Below are 17,153 nucleotides of genomic sequence, written 5' to 3'. Positions count from 1 at the left end.
GATGGGCCTGTTGCGCGACCGGCCCGGAGCGGGCGCGACGCCCGGTCACTGTCCCGTCGAGCAGGGGGTGTGGATGCTGCGCCATGTCACGGCGATCCGCTATGTCACGCCGCTGCGTGAGGGCGGGTCGCTGCCGGGTCTCATGGAGGCCGACGACCTCGGCACGTACGTCGTCAAGTTCTACGGCGCCGGACAGGGCAGCAAGGTTCTCGTGGCGGAGATCGTGTCCGGGGAGCTGGCACGCGGGCTGGGCCTGCCCGTTCCGGAGCTCGTCACCGTGGAGCTCGACCCGGCACTGGGAGCCTCCGAGCCCGATCAGGAGGTGCAGGAGCTGCTGCGGGCGAGCCCGGGGCTCAACCTCGGCATCGACTTCCTGCCCGGCGCGCTCGACCTCGACCCCAGAGCGTTCCCCGTAGGTCCCGAGCTCGCGGGCCGGGTGCTGTGGTTCGACGCGCTCGTCGGCAACGTCGACCGCTCGTGGCGCAACGCCAACATGCTGTTCTGGCACGGTGCGCCGTACCTGATCGACCACGGCGCCACGCTCACGTTCCAGCACGCCTGGTCCAGTGCGCAGGGCTGGGTGCGCAGGCCGTTCGACGCCACCGACCACGTGCTGCTCGGCTGCACCCCCGACCTCGACGCGGCCGACGCCGCGCTCGCCCCTCTGATCACGCCCGAGTTGCTGCAAGGCGCGGTCGACGCCGTGCCCGACCGATGGCTCGCCGACGAGCCGGGTTTCGCCGGCCCCGACGACGTCCGCGCGGCGATCGTCGCGCAGGTGCTCGCCCGCCGTGACGCACGCGAGGCATGGCTTCCGGGGGTGAAGGCGGCGGCCGCCGCTCGTGCGGACGGGCGCACCGAACCGCCGCCGACACGGGGACCGAAACCCCCGTTCCGCGTCGCGCAGAAAGAGCCTCGGGCATGAGCCGGCACGCCTTCGAGTACGCCCTGCTGCGGGTGGTCCCGAGGATCGAGCGCGGCGAGGCGATCAATGCCGGCGTACTGCTGTACTGCCGCCCTCTGGACTACCTCGGAGCGCGGGTGCACCTCGACAGCAGGCGCCTCTGCGCACTCGACCCCGAGGCCGACAGCGCGGTGATCGCCCGTGCCCTCGACGCCGTCGTGGCGGTGTGCGACGACGGAGGCGCGGAAGCCGCCCGCTACGCCGGACCCGTGGGGGAGGAGGACCGCGGCCGCCGGTTCCGCCGCCTGACCGCTCCGCGCAGCACGATCGTGCAGGCGGGCCCCGTGCACACCGGAATCACCGCCGACCCGGAAGCCGAGCTGGACCGCCTCCTGCGAACCCTGGTCCTCCCTCTCCCCACCTGATCCCGCCGCCCGGCGGGGTGGGCTTGCGAGGGGTGGGGGGTGAGGGGATTGGATGGCGGCATGAGCCGATCACCGGAGATCGATGCGGTGCCCGCCGGTCCGCTGACCGAGTGGCTCCGCGCCGAGGTGCCCCAGATGAAGGTGGGGGACGAGCCCGTCGACATCGAGCGGATCTCCGGGGGGCACTCCAACCTCACCTACCGCATCACCGACGCCACCGGTCGCCGCTGGGCCCTGCGCCGCCCGCCCACCGGCATGGTGCTCGCGACCGCTCACGACATGAATCGCGAGTGGCGCTTCATCACGGCGGTGGCGCCGACCCCGGTGCCGGTGGCGCCACCGGTCGCCTTCTGCACCGACACCGACGTCATCGGCGCCGAGTTCTATCTGATGGAGTTCGTCGACGGCGACGTGCTCGGCGACGAGGCCTCCGGGCACCGGCTCGAACCCGGGGCGCCCCGACGCACGGCGGGCCTCGACGCCGTCGACGTCATGGCTGCGCTGCACGCCGTGGACCCGGACGACGTCGGCCTGGGTGATCTGCGCCGCTCCGGCAGCTATCTGGAGCGGCAGCTACGCCGGTGGCACCGGCAGGTGCACGAGTCGTCGGTACCGGATCTGTCCACCGTGGACGCCGTGCACGCCCGGCTCGTCGATCAGGCCGCGGCGCTCCCCGTGGCCGACGTGCGGATCGCCCACGGTGACTTCCGGCTGGGCAACCTCGCGGTGGGTCCGGACGGGCGGGTGCGTGCGGTGTTCGACTGGGAGCTCGCGACGCTCGGTGATCCGCTGGCCGACCTCGGCTGGCTGATCGCGTCCTGGGGTCGCTCCGGCGACGAGGTGCCGCCCACGATCGCCGGGCCGAGCCTCGTTGAGGGCTACGCCGACCGTGCGGAGCTGGTGGACCGCTACGCCGAGCGCTCCGGCCGCGACCTCTCCCATCTGGACTTCTACGTGGCCTTCGCGCGCTGGCGATGGGCCTGCATCGGGGCGGGCGTGTACAGCCGCTACGCCGGGGGCGTCATGGGCGCCACCGACGAGGCCGAGGTCGGGGTGGCCCGGCTCGCGGCCATCCAGTGCCAGGCCGAGGCGGCACTGGTTGCCCTCGGCGGCTGACGATCATCACCGCACACACCTCGTGGCCACCGTGCCCACCGCATGACGTGTGTGCCGAGGCCATCCGGTGTGCGCAATACCGGCGTCGCTCAGGCGATCCATGCCGGCAGCACCGGCTCCCCGCCGCCGGGTACCGACGCGCGGGCTCGGTCGTCGCCTGGGTGTGACGAAGCAGGCCGCCGCCAAGCACGTCGACGCGCTGGAACGGCTCGGCTACCTGCGGCGCGCCACCGACCCGGACGACGCGCGCCGGAAGTTGCTGCAGCTCACCGACCGCGGGGCCGACAGCCTCGCGCGCTCCGCCCGGATCTTCGACGAACTGCGCGCCGAGTGGGCGCAGGCGCTCGGCTCGGAGCGGCTGGCCGCACTCGAGGCCGACCTGCGCACGATGACCGGAACCACTCCGTTCCGGCTCGACACGCCGGGATGGTTCGGCGGCGGATAGCTCAGGCGTCGACGGTGGCGGCGGTGAGCCGCACGGGCATCGCGTCGAAACCGCGCAGCACGCGGGTGGGGCGCCGACGCGGCGGACCGTCGAGTGCGAGGTCGGGGAAGCGGTCGAACAGCGCGCGCAGTCCCACCTCGCCCTCCATCTTCGCGAGCGCGGCGCCGAGGCAATAGTGGATGCCGCTGGAGAAGGCGAGGTGGGCGTCCGCGTTCTCCCGCGTGACGTCGAAGCGGTGGGGATCGGTGAAGACTGCCGGGTCGCGGTTGGCGCCACCGACCATCATCACGATGATCCGACCGGCCTGCACCTGCTCGCCGGCGACCTCGACGTCCCGCCCGGAGATCCGGGCGGTGCGCTGCACGGGGGAGTCGTAGCGCAGGATCTCCTCGACGGCGTTGCTCCAGCGCTCGGGCTCGGCCCGGAGCAGGGCGAGCTGGTCGGGGTGGGCGGTGAGGGCCGCCGCGCCGTTGCCGATGAGGTTGACCGTGGTCTCGAACCCCGCGGCGAGCAGCAGCCCCGCGATGCTGGTGAGCTCCGTCTCGGTGAGCCTCCCCTCCTCGCTGTGGGCGTGCACGAGCGCGGAGAAGATGTTGTCGCCGGGGTTGCGGCGGATGTGCTCGAAGTGGCTCAGCATCCAGTTCTGCAGGGCGTCGAGGTGGCGCTCGGAGAGCCGGAAGTCGCGGTAGGAGAGCCCCGCGTCGAGCGACATCGCGCCACCCGCGCCCCACTCCAGGAACTGCCGGCGCATCTCGACGGGCGCGCCGAGCATCTCGGCGATCACGGTGGCCGGGAGCAGGCTCGCGTAGTCGTCGACGAGGTCGGCTGTGCGTCCCTTCGCCGCCATCTGGTCGAGCAGCTCGACGGCCACCTCCTCCGTGCGGCTGCGCAGGGCGGCCACCGCGCGGGCGCTGAACGCCCTGGTGACGAGCTTGCGGTAGCGCGTGTGGTCGGGTGGGTCGACCGCGAGCATCGACGGCGGTTCCACCGGTCCGACCGGTCCGGGACCCGCCAGGCGCTCGGCGATCCGCAACGCGACGGGGGCGCGGCCGCTCGGTCCGCCGACCACTCCGAAGTCGGGGCTGCGCAGCACGGCCGTGGCGAGGTCGTGGTGCGCGGTGTTGAGGACGATGCTGTTGTCGACCAGCCGGCCCTGCTCGCGCAGGACGTCGTAGAACGGGAACGGGTCGGCGACCACATCGGCGTCGAACATGAGCCGGGCGCTCACGTCGCCCTCGCGCATCCTCCGCTCGAGTGTGCGCCGGATCAGCGCGTGCCGAAGCCCCCAGCGAACCGTCTGACGTGCGCCCGTGATCACAGACATTTTCGACCCCCCGTCGCTTTCGTCCGACGTTACCGCTCCGGGCCGACGGGGCTGTCCCCCTGGGATCAGCGAGGGGCGGCGCGCGGACGTGCCTCGCGTCCGGTACGACTGAGTCTGTGACGATCCCCCGGCTGCTCGCCGTCAGCGACCTGCACATCCATTACCCGGAGAACCGCGGCATCGTCGAGGGCCTGCAGCCGACCTCCGACGGAGACTGGCTCATCGTCGCGGGTGACGTCGCCGAGCAGGTCGGAGACGTCGAGTGGGCATTGGGTCTGCTCCGGGAGCGGTTCGCCAGGGTGATCTGGGTGCCGGGCAACCACGAGCTGTGGACCAAGGGGAAGGACCCGGTGCGACTGCGCGGCGACGAGCGCTATCGGTTGCTCGTCGAGAGGTGCCGCGCCCTCGACGTGCTGACCCCCGAGGACCCGTTCCCGATCTGGGACGGGGCGGGCGGTCCGGCCACCATCGCTCCGCTGTTCACGCTCTACGACTACTCGTTCCTCCCCGAGGGCACCACGACCTCGGAGGAGGGGCTGGAGGCCGCGTACGCGGCGGGTGTGGTCTGCACCGACGAGCATCTGCTCCACGCCGACCCGTTCCCGAGCCGGGCCGCGTGGTCCGCCGCTCGGATCGACGAGTCGGAGCGCCGTCTCGCGGAGTGCGACCCGGACATCCCGACCGTGCTGGTCAACCACTGGCCGCTCACCCGGCTCCCGACCCGCGTGCTGCGCTACCCGGAGTTCGCGCTCTGGTGCGGCTCGGAACGCACGGCCGACTGGCACGTCCGATACCGCGCGACCACCGTCGTCTACGGGCACCTGCACATCCCGAGGGTCACCTGGGAGGACGGGGTGCGCTTCGTGGAGGCGTCGCTCGGCTATCCGCGGGAGTGGAAGGCCCGTGACGAGCGCAACGGCACAATGGTCGCCGACCTGCTCCCGCGTCAGGTCCTGCCGACGCCCTGACGGGTCCGCGCCCGGCTGTCGGGCGCGAACCCCGTAGACGTCATCGCCGTCCGCGCTCGCCGTAGCGGCGGCGGAACTTCTCGACCGCACCGGCCGAGTCGAGCACGCGCGCCGCGCCGGTCCAGAACGGGTGCGAGTAGGCCGTGATGTCCATGCGGACCAGCGGGTACGTGTTGCCGTCCGTCCACTCGATCGTCTCCCTGGACGTCTCGGTGGAGCGGGTGAGGAAGGCCTCACCCGTGGCCCTGTCCTGGTAGACGACGGGTCCGTAGGCGGGGTGGATGTGGGGGCGCATCGTGATCTCCCTCGGTCGTCTCCTGATTGGTACAGTCACCATAACGACAACGATTGTCATTTTGTTTCCGAGGGGGTGCGGGGATGCGGAGTGCGTCCGGGTCGGGGTTCACCGTGGTGCTGTGCACGACGCCGGCGTGTGGGGCAGGCGACGAGGGCACAGTCGCGGGCAAGCTGATCGACGCGCTGCGCGGCGCGGTGCGGACGAGCCGGTACGGCGTACTCGTCACCACCGGATGCCTGTTCGGTGGGGCCGCCTGTGGGGTGCGAGCGAGGGCGCCGATGGTGCTCGTGCAGGCCTGCGACCCGGGTCGACGGCCGACCGGCCCCGCCGTCCGCATCGGTCCGCTTCGGACGGGCGCCGACGTCGACGCGCTGGTCACCTGGTTGCGGACCGGCCACCTGGATCCCGCGGTGCTCCCGGCCCGGCTGCTCGACCTGCACCGGAGAGCGATCGCCGCGCCGCTCAACTGAGGCGTGCCGAGCCACGGCGATTCCGTGTCCTTTTTGTCGGGGATAACGGGCACGATGGCGCAGTGCGAACAACGGTGCTGGCGCCGGGACTGACGGTCCCGGTTCAGGGGCTCGGCTGCATGCGGATGGTGCCCTCCCGCGAGCGCGATGCCCCGGCCGTCCTCAACCGGGCGCTGGAGCTCGGCGTGACGTTCCTCGACACCGCCGACCTCTACAGCGACGGGCGCAACGAGGAGCTCGTCGGACGGGTCGTGCGGTCCAGGCGGGAGGAAGTCGTCCTGGGCACCAAGTTCGGCGCCCTCCGCCACCCTGACGGCGAGATGTACTTCCGTGGCGACCCGGCCCACGTGCGTGCGGCGTGCGAGGCAAGCCTGCGCCGGCTCGGCATCGACGTCATCGACCTCTACTACCTGCACCACCGTGACCCCGCCGTCCCGATCGAGGACACCGTCGGGGCGATGGCGGAGCTGGTCGCAGCGGGCAAGGTCCGCCACCTCGGGCTCTGCGAGGTCACGGGCGACGAACTGCGCGCCGCCCACGCGGTCCATCCGATCGCCGCGCTCCAGTCCGAGTGGTCGCTGTGGAGCCGGCGCGTCGAAGCGGTGGTGGCGGTGTGCGTCGAGCTAGGCGTCGGTGTCGTGCCCTACTGCCCGCAGGGGGCGGGCCTGCTCACCGGATCCGCCGACGCCGGGCCGCCGCCCGCCGACGCCGTACCCCTGCTCGATCTGCTCCGGCAGGTGGCGCACCGCCACGGGGCGAGGCCCGGTCAGATCGCTCTTGCCTGGGTGCAGCAACGAGCGGAGATCTGGGGGATTCCGGTGGTGCCCATTCCCGGCACCGTCCGGCTCGCGCATCTCGAGGAGAACGTCGCCGCCGCCGACCTCACCCTCAGCGCCGAGGAGCTCGCCGAGCTCGAGGCCCGCACACCGGCGCCGGTGCCGTGAACACCCGATCGGTGCGAGCCCCTGAGCGGCGCCGCACTTCACTACGGCGTGTCTTCGCGCCCACGGTGTTCGCGTTGCTCGCCGCCGCGGCGTGCTCGGCCGGTCCGCCCGTCGCGCGTCCCGAGCCTGCACCGCCGTCGTCGTCAGCTGCTCCCGTGGTCGCCGACGGCTGCCCAGCGGTGCCGAGGACGGGCACCGAGATGGCGATGGTCGACTACGTGGACTTCATCGTCATCGGCACCACGACGTACCTGGCCAATCGCGACGTGGTCGAGCGCGCCGACCTCGGTGAGGTGGTCATGAGGTCGCGCTGCTCCTTCCGCGAGCTGAACGACCGCACGGGCCGGATGACGCCGCCGGCGCAGGACGGCGACACCGGCTTCCTTGCCCCCGGCACTCCCGTGTACGCCGTGCGCGGCTGGCCCGTCGCCTGCCGTGTGGCGGCCGAGAGCGACGGACGGTTGCAGTTCTACCTCGCGCAGCAGAGCGGCGGCGACCGAGCCCGACCGGTGGACTGCGCAGTCGGCTGACCTGTGCGTCGCCGAAGCGGGCGCTCTCATCCCTGCGTCGCCGCGATCCGACCGGCGATGGAGTCGAGGACGAGGTCGAGACCGAAGGCGAAACGGTCCAGCGCCCGTTGCAGCGTGTAGGGCAGCGTCGAGTTCGACACGGCGAACGCTCCGGCCTCATCCAGCGCGCTGAGCCGAGGGAAGCGCCCGTTCATGCGCTCGTCCAGGAGTGGGGCGCGACGCTCCCACCACTCGTCGTCGCTGCTCCCGGTCCGGACGGGCGCCTGCTCGGCCTCGACGACCGCCGCCGCGGCGCCCCGCGCGTACGACTCGACCGCCGCGACGCACTGCACGACGTCGATGGCCGCCAGGCCGTGCCCCTCGAGGAGCGCCAGCGCGGCGTCGTAGCGGGTGATGACGTTCGGGCCGAACACCGTCCTCGACGTCGCCACCTGCAGTAACCAGGGATGTGCACGGAAGGCATTGAGGTCGGATGTGGCGAGGTCATGCAGCCCGGCCCGCCACCCGGCGTCCGCGGTGGGGAGCGGTTGACGGCCGGCCACGCGATCGACCATCAGCTCCAGCAGCTCGGCCTTGCCCGGCACGTAGGTGTAGAGCGACGCGGCGCCGATTCCGAGCACCTCCGCGAGCGCCCGCATCGACAGGGCGGCCGGGCCGGCGCGGTCGGCCTCCGTGATCGCGGCGTCGACGATCCGTGGCAGGTCGAGGCGCTGCCGTGGTCCGCGCCGGGGGACGGGCACCCCCTCCCACAGCAGCGCCATCGTGCGCGCCGCGTCGCCGCGTCCCGCGTACTCCATCCCGCGACCTCCTGCCACAGATACTCTAAACACTGTACGGTGTTTCGATGCGCACCGAGCTCGTCATCCCCGGCCTGCCCTGCCGCGACCTCGACGACGTCCTGCCCTTCTACGCCGCACTCGGATTCGACGTGACCTACCGACAGGAGCGTCCCAACCCGTATGCGGTGGTCCGCCGCGGTGGGATCGAGCTGCATTTCTTCTCCATCCCCGAGTTCGATCCCGTCAACTCGATGGGAAGTGTGTGCATTCTCGTCCCGGATACCGGGGCGCTGCACTCGGCGTTCGCCGCCGGCCTACGGGCCGCGTTCGGGAAGTTGCCGGTATCCGGGATCCCGCGGATGACCAGGCCGCGGCACAGGCAGGGCACCCCGGCCGGGTTAACTGTGGTCGATCCCGGGGGAAACTGGCTTCGGATCAGCAGGCACGCGGACGACGGCGACGAGCCCGCCGCGTCACAGGGCCGGCTGGCACGGGTGGTGGCTGCCGCCGCGCGACAGGCCGACTCCCGCGGCGACGAGTCGGCCGGAATCCGCGTACTGGAGAACGGCCTCGCCCGCCACGCCGACGCACCGCCTGTCCAGCGCCTTCCCGCGCTGGTCTATCTGGCTGAGCTCCGATTCCGGACCGGCGAACGCGAAGCGGCCGCCACCCTGCTCGCCGAGGTCGGCGCGCTGGAGCTGTCGGCGGCCGACCGCGAGGCCCTCGCCACCGACCTCGCCACCGCGGCCGAACTGGCCGCCGACCTGGACTCCCTGGACCCAGATTCTTGATCTTGACCCGAACAAGCACGAAGACGAGGGCGTGAGGGCCGGGTCCCAGGAGACGCCTTCGACGTTCAACCCGCCGTCCTCCGGAGTCCAACGGGCCACTTTGTCGATTCTTCGGCGTGTTGGCGACGAACCACTCGCGAAAGTCCGGGATGAGCTCGGCATGCAGCGAGTTGTCATCGTGGACGTCGATGCGGAGCAACCCCGCGCGTGCCGGAGCGGGCTTCGCGCGGTCCTGGCGCTCGACGAGTGCCAGACATTCCATGTCATCCATCGCGCCCTCGGGAAGCCCGTGGATCAGGTGGCGTCGAGCGGTTCGATGAGCGTTCCGTCCGAGCCGATGACCATCTCCACCAAGCCGTCGGCGAGGTTGTTCGAGGCCAAGACCGGGATGGCCGAAGCCCTCCCGAAGGTCGTCGACAAGGTCACACCGGAGGGCAAACTGCCGGACCCGGGCAGCCTGCAGGACATGCTCGCCAAGCTCCTGGCCGGCGCGAAGCAGCTCGCCCGAACCCCGACCCGGCGATCGACGCCGGGTCGGGGTTCGGGCAGGTGCACCCAGCCAAGCTCCTGGCCTGCTGACGTGCCGGTCCTCGGATCAGGTCGGCCGTCGAATGAGCACGCTCAGCCCAGCGGTGCGAGTCCCGCGGGGCTGAGCAGGTACGCGTCCTGATGTAGGTGCCGCCCGGCTGCCAGATCGACGATGGCGGTGCCCACCTGCTCCGGGGTGAGTGCCGGACCGAAGGACGTCAGGAAGGAGTCCAGGTCGATGCCCTGGCGCTCCGCGTACGCGGCCACCCCACTCGCGCCCAGCTGGGTGGCCGGCGTGAGTTTCGGGAGAACCGAGGCGAACGTGATCCCGAGCCCTTCCCGCTTCGACTCGGCGGCGGCATAGGACGTCATGAACCTGATGGTGGCCTTGGCTCCCGCATAGCCACCGCTCAGGGGCGAACCGTTGATCGCGGCTCCACTGGACACCGCGATGACGGTGCTGCCGGGAAGAAGCGGGTGGAGCAAGGCTTCGCGCACCCAGTGAAACACGTGCTGGACGTCGACCTCCCAGTTGCGGCTGAAGGTCTCCCAGGTCTGGTGGTGCAGTGGCCGCAGCAGGGGAGTCGCACCGGCGTTGAGCACCAGCGTTAGCGGGCGGTGTTCGCCGATGAGCCGGGCTGCGACATCGGGATCGGTGGCCTCTGCGACGACCGGGGCGAAGGTGTCGCCCAATTCGTCGCGCAGGTCGTGGAGCCGGGCCTGGTCACGGGCGACGCCGACGACGTGTGCGCCCACTCCGGAGAGCGCGGTCGCGATTGCGCGACCGAACCCTCTGCTTGCGCCGGTCACGAGTGCGGTGGTCCCGGCCAGGCCCTCCACGGTGCCAGGCTCGCCGGGGTCGGCTGCGTTGTCCGTCATCGGGCCACCTGCGAACGTCCGGGTCCGGTGTACGACGCCGCGTCCGTGCCGCTCACCCGGGACCGCAGGAAGTAGATCGCGGCGGACAGCAGCAGGACCCACGGGATGTCCGTCAGGAACTTACTGTGGTAATGCTGCTCGAACGCCCCCGGAATCATGATCAGCCCGTGGGCGATGTTGACCCACATGGTGAAGTCGAGGAACGACGAATACGCCGCCGGTCGACGTGCGGCCACCAACGTGTAGACGGCCCACACGAGATAGATCCCTGACAGCATCAAGCCGACGTGTCCTGGCAGGTCGTCCCATACGAGCCAGTGCAACTCGGCCCCGGGCCTGAAACCGGGTGTCTGGATCGCATATCCCGTGAAAATGGCGCCGAAAATCAGGATCGATCCCACACCCCACGCTCGCAGGACCACTTTGAGCAGCCCGGTCCTTTTCTCTTCGGTCACAGACGTGCACCTCCCGGTTCCGGGTAGTTCGACGGTTCCGGCGCGCAGCCGGCGCGGCTCGACGTCCGCAGCCATACAGATACGGCGACCCGACCGGATTCATCGGCGGCCCGATCCACGGCGTCAGCGCGAGGCACCGGCTCCGGCGTCGGGTCCGTGAGGAACGGCGGGTTCGAGCCGAACCGGACGCGTCGACGGAGTGCAGGTCGGCGAGGTCACCCCCCTGGGACGGGGGTCGGAGCGGGCCGACCGATGAATTCTGGCGGTCCGACGTATCTGTACGGGTGTGGTGATCGCCGCAGAGGTGGGCGCTTCGCCCACCTTCGTCCGAACCTGAGGGAGGACCGTGCCGGTCCAGGAGGACTTCATGGAGCAGGCGGCTCCGTTCCGCTCCGAACTCATGGCCCACTGCTATCGCATGCTTGGTTCGATGCACGACGCGGAGGACCTCGTCCAGGAGACCTACCTCCGAGGGTGGCGCTCCTTTGAGACGTTCGAGGGGCGGGCCTCGCTGCGCACCTGGCTCTATCGCATCGCGACGAGCGTCTGCCTGCGCGCGCTGGAGAATCGAGCTCGACGCGCGCTGCCGTCCGGGCTGGGTGCCGGCTCGGCCGATCCGGACGTGGCCCTCGACATCGGTGACAGTTCGCTCGATTGGATAGAGCCGTTCCCGGACGCCTGGTGGACGCCGCGCTCACCGGAGGCAGCGTTCGCGGGTAAGCAGAGCGTGCGCCTGGCCCTGGTCGCGGCGCTGCAGGAACTGCCGGCACGGCAGCGGGCCGTGCTGATCCTGCGCGACGTCGTGCAGTTCCCGGCCACCGAGGTCGCACAGTTGCTGGACACGACGCCCGCCGCGGTCAACAGCGCCCTGCAACGCGCTCGCGCCCGCCTGACCGAGGTGGGGCTCACCGAGGACGGCACAGTTGAACCCGCCGACCAGGAGCGCCGCGAACTACTGGACCGGTATGCAGCGGCCTTCGAACAGGCGGACGTCGACGCGCTCACACGGCTGCTCCGTGCGGACGTCCGTCTGGAGATGCCGCCGCTGCGTGTGTGGTTCTCCGGGCGTGAACCGGTGACCCGATTTCTCGCGTCGCGTGGCTTCGCCGGGGTGGGCGGCGTAGCCATGGTCCCGACCGGCGCGAACGGGCAGCCTGCACTCGCGGCCTACCACCGCGACGGTGACGGTGTCCTGCGAGCCCACGCACTGCACGTCCTGACGCCCGGCGTCGGCGGGGTCGCAGGAATCTTCGCGTTCCTCGACCCGGAGCTGTTCCCCGCGTTCGGGTTGCCGCCAACGCACCGCAAGGCGTCGTGAACACCCCTTTCCTGTTCCACCTCCAGGGTTCGCTCGCCTACGCCCTCGACGTGGTGGGCAGGGTCGTGCCCGACCGGCTGGACGACCCGACACCCTGCCCCGGCTGGGACGTCCGCGCCCTGGTGGCGCACCTGACCGACTCAGTCACCGTCCTCGCCGGAGCTCGCACGCCCAGCCGCGCCCCCGCAGACCCGGACGATCCGGTCCCCGCGTTCACCGAGGCCGTATGCCTCCTGCTCACCCGGTTACCCCGTCGTGCATCGCGTGCGTCTGGCGCGAGCGGGCACCCGAAGTCGACGGCCGAACTCGCCACGGCGGTGGGTGCGGTCGAGGTTGCGGTGCACGGCTGGGACGTCGCTCGGGCGTGTGGCTCCACTCGGCCGGTGCCCGCCGTGATTGCGATGGACCTCCTGGAGTTGGTGCCGGCCCTCGTCCCGTCCGGGGCGCGCTCAGGCCTGTTCGGCGCCCCGGTTCGTGTCCCGCCCGGGGCCCCGCCGGGCGACCGGCTTGTGGCGTTCATGGGCCGCAGCCCGGCATGGGCGCCCCCGCCCAGCTGCGGCAACGGACCCGCTCCGGCGTCGCGACCGAGACCAGAGGATGGCCCTCGCTAGGCAACGGTGAGGACGAGTGCGGGGAGCGGGGAGTGGACGTCCCGCAAGCGTCGCAGCTTCGTGTCTCTGCTGTCCGATACCCGGGTGCCGATCGAGCGGATCGCCCGGCTCGTCGGCCACAGCGGAAACGTCGGTCACCGAGCAGATCTACCGGCACCAGCGATGGACCGGAATCTTTCCGTTTAGTCGCTCGGGAACGAAAAAGGCCCCGTCCGCTCTTCGCGGACGGGGCCTGACCTGGTGGGCGATACTGGGATTGAACCAGTGACCTCTTCCGTGTCAAGGAAGCGCTCTCCCACTGAGCTAATCGCCCGAGGCGGAGGCGGGAATCGAACCCGCGTACAGGGCTTTGCAGGCCCTTGCCTAAGCCACTCGGCCACTCCGCCGAAATCCGCGGAGCTTCCGTGGAGTTCGATCCGTGGAGGTCTGACGGGACCCGAGGTTCCTCCGAGCGGACGACGGGATTCGAACCCGCGACCCTCACCTTGGCAAGGTGATGCGCTACCAGCTGCGCTACGTCCGCATGTGCAGCGTGTCCGCTGCGTTGATGGGAGAACCTTAGCGCAGCCGCTAGAGGGGCTTCAAACCACCCCCCATGTTCTGCGCTGAGGACCTCCGACCTGCGGGTTTAGTCCCGCGCAGGGTCGTTCAGCAGGTCCGACAGCGCCACGTCGAAGTCCAGCCAGGAGTACTCGGTGTCGGCCGGCACGGCGACGTAGGTGCGGTGCAGGAAGTCACCGAGCGTCTGCGCGCACGTGGTGAAGACCGCGTGCCCGGACGGCGATGACAGCTCCAGCTGCACCTTGTGGGGCTCGAGTGGCATGGGCTGCACCCTGACGTCACCAGTGCCCGCCGGGCCGATCAAGCCGTCGTGCAGCAGATCCCTGGCGAATACCCAGTCAACGGCCGTACCGTTGCCGGTCCGGAACGACGCCTGCACCGCGTAGGGGTCCCGGCTGCTGTACGTCAGATCGACGTTGACGGGCACCACAGGGGCGTCCGGGGCGATCAGTTCGAACACCGCCGGTGAGCAGATGACCGTGGGCTCGTCGCGCATCCTGCGTCCTCTTTCATGGTCCCGCGTGGTTCGTCATCAGGAAAAACGACGGCGCCGCGAAGATGTGACGGGTGGAGAACCCAAGTCACAGGTGTAGATCGGCAAACCTCACCCGTTTGGGCCAACCGACAATCGCCTGACCTGCGCTTTTGGGACGACCTCGCTGGAGTCGCCAGCCGCTGATCCACCCGGTTGCCGCGCTCCGCTCCGGCGATGAGGCCGTCCGGAACCCCCGGTGAGCTGCACACAGTAGGATCCTGGGCCTGGATCGGACGGCCTGACCGGTCGACGTCGGATTGCATAGGGCGGGTGGAGAACCTGAGCAGCGCTGAGGAGAACGAGCCGCGCCCCGGCTTCCGGGCCCGGCTCGAGGAGAAGCCGACCCTGCGGCGCACCTACCGCATCGGTGTAGCCCTCCTCGGCGGCCTCGTGCTCATCGCGGGCATCGTCGCCATCCCGTACCCCGGGCCCGGCTGGCTCATCGTGTTCGGCGGCCTCGCGATCCTCGCCACCGAGTTCATGTGGGCGAAGCGGGTGCTGCACTACGCCCGCGGCAAGTACGACGCCTGGACGGACTGGCTCGGACGGCAGTCGCTCGTCGTCCGGACCGCCGTCCTGCTGGCCACCGGCCTGGTCGTGCTGGCCACCCTCTACCTGCTCAACGCCTTCTATCTGGTGGCGGGTTGGGTGGGGCTCGAAAGGTGGACCTGGTTGCAGAGCCCGTTGTTCGGGTGATGTAGGGTCTGCGACGGCAGGGGCGATTAGCTCAGGGGGAGAGCGCTTCGTTCACACCGAAGAGGTCACTGGTTCGATCCCAGTATCGCCCACCATGCGAAGGCCCTCTGACCTGCGGGTTAGGGGGCCTTTCGCGATCATGCTCATCACGCGCTGGAGTGCGCGGTAGCCACGATTGCTGCCATACGGCGAGCCGTGGCTCAGAGTTGAGCTTCCCCCGGTAGCCCGGAGTGTCGGCTACCAAGCGGCAGCCGGGTCGGGGTCGGCAGCGTGGGCTGCCGGGTGATCGCCTTGGTGAGCATGCCAGGCGGCTTCGTACTCATCGGGTGAGCGCCAGCCCAGCCGGGCCTGGATGCGTTCGGTGTTGTACCAGCCGTCGATGTAGGCGAACAGTTCGTTCTCCGCCTGGTCACGGGTTCGCCAGGAGTGCCGGTAGACGAGTTCGGTCTTGAGTGTGGAGAAGAAGTTCTCCATCAGCGCATTGTCGTAGGAATCCCCGACCGAGCCCATCGAGGCGAGGATGCCGTGGTCGTCGAGCCGTTGGGAGAACCGGATCGAGGTGTAGTTCGAGCCGCGGTCCGAGTGGTGCACGACCTGGCGGTCGCGGACGTTGCGGGTCCAGACGGCATACTCGAGCGCACCCAGGATCAGGTCGGTGTCGCAGCGGTCTGAACACCGCCACCCGACGATGCGGTTGGAGAACGCGTCACGGACCGCGGCCAGCCAGAAAGCGCCTTGTCCGCAGGGGATCCGGGTGGCGTCGGCGACCCACAGCCGGTCCGGGGTGGGTGCGGTGAAGTCCCGGTTGACCCGGTCCGGCGCCGGGGTCGCGTCCGGGTTCTGCCTGGTCGAGGCCGTCCGCCAGCGCTTGCGCAGGAACGCCCCGGCCAGCCCAGCCTCGCGCATCAACCGCTCGACCCGCTTGCGCGAGACGCAGATCCCCCGGCGGCGCAGGGTGGCGTGCACCCGCGGCGAGCCGTACGTGCCGCCCGAGCGATCGTGGATCGCGACGATCTCGGCCAGCAGCTCGGCATCGGCGCGCCGACGCAGCGAGGGGTCACGTTCTTGGGCCAGCCAGCCGTAGAACGTCGAGGCCGGCACGTCGAGCACGCGCAGGATCGGGTCGACCCCGAACCGGTCGCGCAGCGCCGCGACGAGGGTCAATGCTTCCGCCTTGTTGGGTCCATTTCCTGGGCGAAAAAAGCGCTCGCCGCCTTGAGGATCTCGTTCGCCCGCCGTAACTCGGCGTTCTCCCGCCGCAACCGGCGCAGCTCCTCGACCTCACCGCTGGTCGGGCGGTCCTCCCGCTCCCCGCGGTCGGCCTCGTCCTGGCGGATCCAGTTCCGCAACGCCTCGTGGTGCACGCCCAGCTGCTCGGCCAGCCGCCGGATCACAGGCCTCGGCTCGGTCTCCCGGTACAGCCGCACCGCACGCTCGCGCAGCTCATCGGGGTACTTCTTCGGTGCTGCCACAGAGACTCCCTTCACGGCCTACGGCCATGATCGTCGGTCTCCGAGCAAGCGGGGGAAGCTCAGAGTCGTGTCGCATGCAATATCAGGTGATGGCCTCGGTCTCGCCCGAGGCTCGGTCGGGCCGCGACGTGGCGCGATTCGGTCTTACCAAAGACGTAATCAAACCGGCATGGCGCACGGCCGCCCCTCGCGCATGGTGTCGACGTGTGCCGCCATCGCGTCTTGAGTGAACGGCGCTGACGGGTCACTCGGGGCCGGGTCCCGCTGCGGCGGGATGGGTCTGATCGAGGGATGGGAGACGGAGGCGACGTACCGCCGCTCCCCAAGGGAATGACGCTCCCGATCGGATCAGGCCGAGACCTCTGCTTGAAATGAATGCGCGGCCGGTGGCCGGTGCGCGCCACCGTCGTCGACGACGTCTGACCGACGTGACGACTGCAGCGGTCCGGCAGGGTGGCCGCGGGAGGTACGTTCGACTACGGGGTTGGCGCCGCCGCCAGCGCTCGCCCGCGTGCCCGGACGTGCTGTCGAGCAGCTGCCGGGGTGCTTCACCATGGCTTCGGACGAGCCTGCGGAGAACGGACCCAGCATGCCGTAGTAGCGGTGGGCGTCGCAGATCTCGTATCCGCCGTGTGGGTACTTTCAGGGAGCCGTCGAGTCAGGTGGGCCACGCCGCGAGAAGCCCACCGTCCACGGTGATCGTCTGGCCGGTCACGTACCGCATTGTGTCGGACAGCAGTGCACACACCACGTCGGCCACGTCGTCCGGCTGCCCGACCCGGCCGAGCGGAATCTTTGCCGCAGACCGCCTGAGGCCTTCGGGTCCGCCGGAGTTGATTCCGTCGAGGGACTGCGGTGACTCGATGACGCCGGGCAGTACCGCGTTCACCCGTATCCCGCGCGGCGCGAGCTCGAGCGCCGCGCTGCGCACGAACCCGATTACCCCGGCCTTCGACGCGGTGTAGGGAGTGTGGCCGGCCCAACCGACCGCGCCGCCGGCGATGCTCGACACGCACACCGCCGCGCCGCCCTCCGGCAGGTGATGGGCCGCGGCCCGGACCGTCCGCATGACGCCGGTCAGGTCCACGTCGAGGATGCTTCCGG

22 protein-coding genes and 4 tRNA genes are annotated in these 17,153 nt (G+C 70.5%); 14 read left to right on the top strand and 12 right to left on the bottom strand.

Translation table 11 applies throughout. The annotated features are described in order from the left end of the window. Window position 1: 1 nt before the first annotated feature. From ACQPZQ_RS32395 to ACQPZQ_RS32380, 4 genes are all read left to right on the top strand, one after another. Window positions 2-925 (top strand): HipA family kinase, encoded by a 924-nt coding sequence (locus ACQPZQ_RS32395; protein ID WP_433287132.1) that lies wholly within the window; start codon window positions 2-4, stop codon window positions 923-925. After that, a complete protein-coding gene (locus ACQPZQ_RS32390; protein ID WP_433287130.1) occupies window positions 922-1,329 on the top strand; it encodes a DUF3037 domain-containing protein in 408 nt (135 codons plus the stop codon). Before ACQPZQ_RS32395 ends, ACQPZQ_RS32390 begins: the two co-directional genes overlap by 4 nt. A 60-nt stretch (window positions 1,330-1,389) precedes the next feature. Then, window positions 1,390-2,445: a phosphotransferase family protein gene (locus ACQPZQ_RS32385; RefSeq protein ID WP_433287128.1), complete on the top strand. Its 1,056-nt coding sequence runs from the start codon at window positions 1,390-1,392 to the stop codon at window positions 2,443-2,445. Window positions 2,446-2,545: 100 nt separating this feature from the next. Further along, window positions 2,546-2,890 (top strand): MarR family winged helix-turn-helix transcriptional regulator, encoded by a 345-nt coding sequence (locus ACQPZQ_RS32380; RefSeq protein WP_433287126.1) that lies wholly within the window; start codon window positions 2,546-2,548, stop codon window positions 2,888-2,890. 1 nt (window position 2,891) lies between these two features. Here the strand turns inward: ACQPZQ_RS32380 and ACQPZQ_RS32375 are convergent, their stop codons facing one another. Further along, complete coding sequence (locus tag ACQPZQ_RS32375) at window positions 2,892-4,214, bottom strand: cytochrome P450 (RefSeq protein ID WP_433287124.1); 1,323 nt, start codon at window positions 4,212-4,214, stop codon at window positions 2,892-2,894. A 116-nt stretch (window positions 4,215-4,330) separates the two neighbouring features. On the opposite strand from ACQPZQ_RS32375, the gene ACQPZQ_RS32370 reads away from it, so the two are divergent. Next, on the top strand, window positions 4,331-5,182 hold the full coding sequence (locus ACQPZQ_RS32370; protein WP_433287122.1) for a metallophosphoesterase family protein: 852 nt from the start codon (window positions 4,331-4,333) through the stop codon (window positions 5,180-5,182). A 40-nt stretch (window positions 5,183-5,222) separates the two neighbouring features. Here ACQPZQ_RS32370 and ACQPZQ_RS32365 read toward each other — a convergent pair whose 3' ends face one another. Further along, entirely contained in the window at window positions 5,223-5,477 is a 255-nt protein-coding gene (locus ACQPZQ_RS32365) for a type B 50S ribosomal protein L31 (protein WP_241042061.1), read from the bottom strand. 83 nt (window positions 5,478-5,560) lie between these two features. On the opposite strand from ACQPZQ_RS32365, the gene ACQPZQ_RS32360 reads away from it, so the two are divergent. From ACQPZQ_RS32360 to ACQPZQ_RS32350, 3 genes are all read left to right on the top strand, one after another. Beyond that, window positions 5,561-5,950, top strand: a complete 390-nt coding sequence (locus ACQPZQ_RS32360; RefSeq protein WP_433287120.1) for a hypothetical protein — start codon at window positions 5,561-5,563, stop codon at window positions 5,948-5,950. Window positions 5,951-6,069: 119 nt separating this feature from the next. Beyond that, complete coding sequence (locus ACQPZQ_RS32355; RefSeq protein WP_433299465.1) at window positions 6,070-6,894, top strand: aldo/keto reductase; 825 nt, start codon at window positions 6,070-6,072, stop codon at window positions 6,892-6,894. Window positions 6,895-6,905: 11 nt separating this feature from the next. Then, a complete protein-coding gene (locus ACQPZQ_RS32350) occupies window positions 6,906-7,424 on the top strand; it encodes a hypothetical protein (RefSeq protein ID WP_433287118.1) in 519 nt (172 codons plus the stop codon). Between the two features lie 26 nt (window positions 7,425-7,450). Here ACQPZQ_RS32350 and ACQPZQ_RS32345 read toward each other — a convergent pair whose 3' ends face one another. Further along, window positions 7,451-8,221, bottom strand: a complete 771-nt coding sequence (locus tag ACQPZQ_RS32345; protein WP_433287116.1) for a TetR/AcrR family transcriptional regulator — start codon at window positions 8,219-8,221, stop codon at window positions 7,451-7,453. Window positions 8,222-8,268: 47 nt separating this feature from the next. On the opposite strand from ACQPZQ_RS32345, the gene ACQPZQ_RS32340 reads away from it, so the two are divergent. Both ACQPZQ_RS32340 and ACQPZQ_RS32335 read left to right on the top strand, forming a co-directional pair. After that, window positions 8,269-8,994, top strand: a complete 726-nt coding sequence (locus tag ACQPZQ_RS32340) for a bleomycin resistance protein (protein ID WP_433287115.1) — start codon at window positions 8,269-8,271, stop codon at window positions 8,992-8,994. Between the two features lie 160 nt (window positions 8,995-9,154). Beyond that, a complete protein-coding gene (locus ACQPZQ_RS32335; RefSeq protein WP_433287113.1) occupies window positions 9,155-9,664 on the top strand; it encodes a hypothetical protein in 510 nt (169 codons plus the stop codon). Here ACQPZQ_RS32335 and ACQPZQ_RS32330 read toward each other — a convergent pair. Further along, entirely contained in the window at window positions 9,616-10,401 is a 786-nt protein-coding gene (locus ACQPZQ_RS32330) for an SDR family oxidoreductase (RefSeq protein ID WP_433287111.1), read from the bottom strand. The genes ACQPZQ_RS32335 and ACQPZQ_RS32330 overlap by 49 nt on opposite strands. Further along, window positions 10,398-10,931, bottom strand: coding sequence for a DUF6632 domain-containing protein (locus ACQPZQ_RS32325; protein WP_433287109.1), 534 nt, complete (start codon window positions 10,929-10,931; stop codon window positions 10,398-10,400). The genes ACQPZQ_RS32330 and ACQPZQ_RS32325 overlap by 4 nt, the downstream gene beginning before the upstream one ends. A 271-nt stretch (window positions 10,932-11,202) precedes the next feature. Between ACQPZQ_RS32325 and ACQPZQ_RS32320 the strand changes: the two genes are divergently transcribed. Next, on the top strand, window positions 11,203-12,174 hold the full coding sequence (locus ACQPZQ_RS32320) for a sigma-70 family RNA polymerase sigma factor (RefSeq protein ID WP_433287108.1): 972 nt from the start codon (window positions 11,203-11,205) through the stop codon (window positions 12,172-12,174). Further along, complete coding sequence (locus ACQPZQ_RS32315) at window positions 12,171-12,785, top strand: TIGR03086 family metal-binding protein (protein ID WP_433287107.1); 615 nt, start codon at window positions 12,171-12,173, stop codon at window positions 12,783-12,785. Before ACQPZQ_RS32320 ends, ACQPZQ_RS32315 begins: the two co-directional genes overlap by 4 nt. Before the next feature lie 238 nt (window positions 12,786-13,023). On the opposite strand, the gene ACQPZQ_RS32310 is transcribed toward ACQPZQ_RS32315, so the two are convergent. The 4 genes from ACQPZQ_RS32310 to ACQPZQ_RS32295 form a co-directional block, all read right to left on the bottom strand. Continuing rightward, window positions 13,024-13,098 (bottom strand) — tRNA-Val (locus tag ACQPZQ_RS32310). A 1-nt stretch (window position 13,099) separates the two neighbouring features. Next, window positions 13,100-13,171 (bottom strand) — tRNA-Cys (locus tag ACQPZQ_RS32305). Window positions 13,172-13,235: 64 nt separating this feature from the next. After that, window positions 13,236-13,308 (bottom strand) — tRNA-Gly (locus ACQPZQ_RS32300). 105 nt (window positions 13,309-13,413) lie between these two features. Next, window positions 13,414-13,842, bottom strand: coding sequence for an SsgA family sporulation/cell division regulator (locus tag ACQPZQ_RS32295; RefSeq protein WP_241042071.1), 429 nt, complete (start codon window positions 13,840-13,842; stop codon window positions 13,414-13,416). A gap of 309 nt (window positions 13,843-14,151) precedes the next feature. Between ACQPZQ_RS32295 and ACQPZQ_RS32290 the strand changes: the two genes are divergently transcribed. Together ACQPZQ_RS32290 and ACQPZQ_RS32285 are read left to right on the top strand one after the other, a co-directional pair. Continuing rightward, window positions 14,152-14,577, top strand: coding sequence for a TIGR02611 family protein (locus tag ACQPZQ_RS32290; RefSeq protein ID WP_433287105.1), 426 nt, complete (start codon window positions 14,152-14,154; stop codon window positions 14,575-14,577). Window positions 14,578-14,597: 20 nt separating this feature from the next. Beyond that, window positions 14,598-14,672, top strand: a tRNA-Val gene (locus ACQPZQ_RS32285). A 142-nt stretch (window positions 14,673-14,814) separates the two neighbouring features. Here the strand turns inward: ACQPZQ_RS32285 and ACQPZQ_RS32280 are convergent. The 3 genes from ACQPZQ_RS32280 to ACQPZQ_RS32270 all read right to left on the bottom strand — a co-directional run bounded on the left by ACQPZQ_RS32280 (window position 14,815) and on the right by ACQPZQ_RS32270 (window position 17,136). After that, the gene (locus tag ACQPZQ_RS32280) at window positions 14,815-15,741 is read right to left on the bottom strand and encodes an IS3 family transposase (protein ID WP_433287103.1); all 927 of its coding nucleotides are present in this window, start codon (window positions 15,739-15,741) and stop codon (window positions 14,815-14,817) included. Then, window positions 15,738-16,049 carry a transposase gene (locus ACQPZQ_RS32275; protein ID WP_433287101.1) on the bottom strand — a complete coding sequence of 104 codons (312 nt, stop codon included), beginning with the start codon at window positions 16,047-16,049 and terminating at the stop codon, window positions 15,738-15,740. Before ACQPZQ_RS32275 ends, ACQPZQ_RS32280 begins: the two co-directional genes overlap by 4 nt. Before the next feature lie 658 nt (window positions 16,050-16,707). After that, complete coding sequence (locus ACQPZQ_RS32270; RefSeq protein WP_433287100.1) at window positions 16,708-17,136, bottom strand: SDR family oxidoreductase; 429 nt, start codon at window positions 17,134-17,136, stop codon at window positions 16,708-16,710. Between the last annotated feature and the right edge of the window lie 17 nt (window positions 17,137-17,153).

The sequence above is a fragment of the Pseudonocardia sp. CA-142604 genome (genome assembly GCF_050948475.1).
Lineage (GTDB): Bacteria > Actinomycetota > Actinomycetes > Mycobacteriales > Pseudonocardiaceae > Pseudonocardia > Pseudonocardia alaniniphila.
This window is presented reverse-complemented; position numbering and strand designations above follow the sequence as displayed.

What these genes read in the sequence shown, in the direction of transcription:
- ACQPZQ_RS32340 (WP_433287115.1), top strand. Translation starts at nt 8,269, where the DNA reads ATGCGCACCGAGCTCGTCATCCCCGGCCTGCCCTGCCGCGACCTCGAC.
- ACQPZQ_RS32360 (WP_433287120.1), top strand. Translation starts at nt 5,561, where the DNA reads ATGCGGAGTGCGTCCGGGTCGGGGTTCACCGTGGTGCTGTGCACGACG.
- ACQPZQ_RS32325 (WP_433287109.1), bottom strand. Translation starts at nt 10,931, where the DNA reads ATGGCTGCGGACGTCGAGCCGCGCCGGCTGCGCGCCGGAACCGTCGAA.
- ACQPZQ_RS32345 (WP_433287116.1), bottom strand. Translation starts at nt 8,221, where the DNA reads ATGGAGTACGCGGGACGCGGCGACGCGGCGCGCACGATGGCGCTGCTG.
- ACQPZQ_RS32335 (WP_433287113.1), top strand. Translation starts at nt 9,155, where the DNA reads ATGCAGCGAGTTGTCATCGTGGACGTCGATGCGGAGCAACCCCGCGCG.
- ACQPZQ_RS32355 (WP_433299465.1), top strand. Translation starts at nt 6,070, where the DNA reads ATGCGGATGGTGCCCTCCCGCGAGCGCGATGCCCCGGCCGTCCTCAAC.
- ACQPZQ_RS32365 (WP_241042061.1), bottom strand. Translation starts at nt 5,477, where the DNA reads ATGCGCCCCCACATCCACCCCGCCTACGGACCCGTCGTCTACCAGGAC.
- ACQPZQ_RS32395 (WP_433287132.1), top strand. Translation starts at nt 2, where the DNA reads ATGGGCCTGTTGCGCGACCGGCCCGGAGCGGGCGCGACGCCCGGTCAC.
- ACQPZQ_RS32390 (WP_433287130.1), top strand. Translation starts at nt 922, where the DNA reads ATGAGCCGGCACGCCTTCGAGTACGCCCTGCTGCGGGTGGTCCCGAGG.
- ACQPZQ_RS32295 (WP_241042071.1), bottom strand. Translation starts at nt 13,842, where the DNA reads ATGCGCGACGAGCCCACGGTCATCTGCTCACCGGCGGTGTTCGAACTG.
- ACQPZQ_RS32330 (WP_433287111.1), bottom strand. Translation starts at nt 10,401, where the DNA reads ATGACGGACAACGCAGCCGACCCCGGCGAGCCTGGCACCGTGGAGGGC.
- ACQPZQ_RS32385 (WP_433287128.1), top strand. Translation starts at nt 1,390, where the DNA reads ATGAGCCGATCACCGGAGATCGATGCGGTGCCCGCCGGTCCGCTGACC.
- ACQPZQ_RS32375 (WP_433287124.1), bottom strand. Translation starts at nt 4,214, where the DNA reads ATGTCTGTGATCACGGGCGCACGTCAGACGGTTCGCTGGGGGCTTCGG.
- ACQPZQ_RS32380 (WP_433287126.1), top strand. Translation starts at nt 2,546, where the DNA reads ATGCCGGCAGCACCGGCTCCCCGCCGCCGGGTACCGACGCGCGGGCTC.